Annotated in this window: 1 protein-coding gene; it reads left to right on the top strand. The window is 54.1% G+C overall.

Features of this window, described 5'->3' with window-relative positions; translation table 11 throughout:
• Positions 1–132: 132 nt before the first annotated feature.
• On the top strand, positions 133–1352 hold a 1220-nt coding region (locus ACNKID_RS05565), incomplete at its 3' end, for a hypothetical protein (protein WP_417912444.1).

Below are 1352 nucleotides of genomic sequence, written 5' to 3'. Positions count from 1 at the left end.
GTGAAAAAAATTGTATAGCCGCAAGAAACTTAACTTGACTCTTGCCGGGAAGTATCATATTTTGTATTCATCAGGGTTAATATTTTGTTTGGTCGGGGCTGACCTTAACACAAACTTGAAAGGAGATGGAACATGAAGAAAGTGCTTGTTGCCGGCGCTGCTTTGATGCTTGCCTGCTCCGCCGCTGAGGCGGGAGTGAACATCAGCGGCGATGCTCGCGTGAGCTACATTGGGAAACAGGATTACCTGCGCACTGCAACCAGCGCGAACGGGTATGATGATTTCTTGGAGTCCCGCGTCGGGCTGAATTTCGAGGGCAAGGCTGCTGCTGACAAAGTAACGGCCAACGCCCGCCTTTATTTTGACGGCTACGGTTTTGAGGATGATGCGCCGTGGAATGGCGAGGAGCGCACTGAGCTGTCTGTTGACTATGCCTATCTGACTGTTCCGATGGGCGATTGGACGATCAAAGCGGGTCGGGTCAATTCTGACTACTCCAAGTTCTTCTCTTGGAACATCCGTCCGACCCGCCTCATCGCCACCTACAAACAAGGCAATCTGAGCGTCACCCCCTTTGTCGGTGTCCGGGCAGAGGCTTCCACGGACAAAGATGTGTGGAATGACAACGACTACATGGAGTACGGTCTTGTTATCAAGACCAAGCTGCCGAGCGCATGGAACTTGGCTGGTTATGTCCGCTATGATGATGATCAGAGAGAAGAGAACTCATCATGGGTAGGTCTCACGGCCTCTGGAACAGATGCTGCGGGAAAGCTTATTACGGCCACTATTCCAGTGCTGGTCACCGGACCGCATAAGGACAAAAGCGGTGTCATCGCTGATGTGTTCCTGAACAACGATGGCGCGAACTGCGACTTTGGCTTCCATGCCGAGCTGGCTTACAAGGCCGCCGACGTGCAGGGCACAAAGGATGATGGCATGGGCGGCTATGTGATGCTCTCCAAGAAGATGAGCGACCGTTTCACCCCGGCAGTGCTGGCGGGCATGACCAAAGACGGTTTTGTTGCTGACAATGACTTTGGTTTCATCATGGTCGGCGGCGAGCTGTCCACGCAAGTCATGCGGGTTGGTCAGGGCGGCGATCTGCTCTTTGGTGCCTTGGTTGCCAACTATGCAGCCAGCGACCGTCTGACACTGACCGGCAACCTGCTCTATGCGGACTTCGACAACGACGATGCGGGCACATTGGACAATGCTATCGAGATTTCCGGTGTTGCTGCTTACGCGCTGAACGAGTCCACCACCCTGAGCTACAAGGCTGGTTATCTGACCCCCAGCGTTGTTGACGGCGGTGGTGTTGCTGAGGATGCGTATTTTGCCCATCTGCTCCG

Source organism: Candidatus Electronema sp. TJ (genome assembly GCF_048287355.1).
Taxonomy (GTDB): domain Bacteria; phylum Desulfobacterota; class Desulfobulbia; order Desulfobulbales; family Desulfobulbaceae; genus Electronema.
The sequence above is the reverse complement of the archived record's forward strand: the minus strand, read 5'-3'. Positions and strand labels throughout refer to the sequence as shown.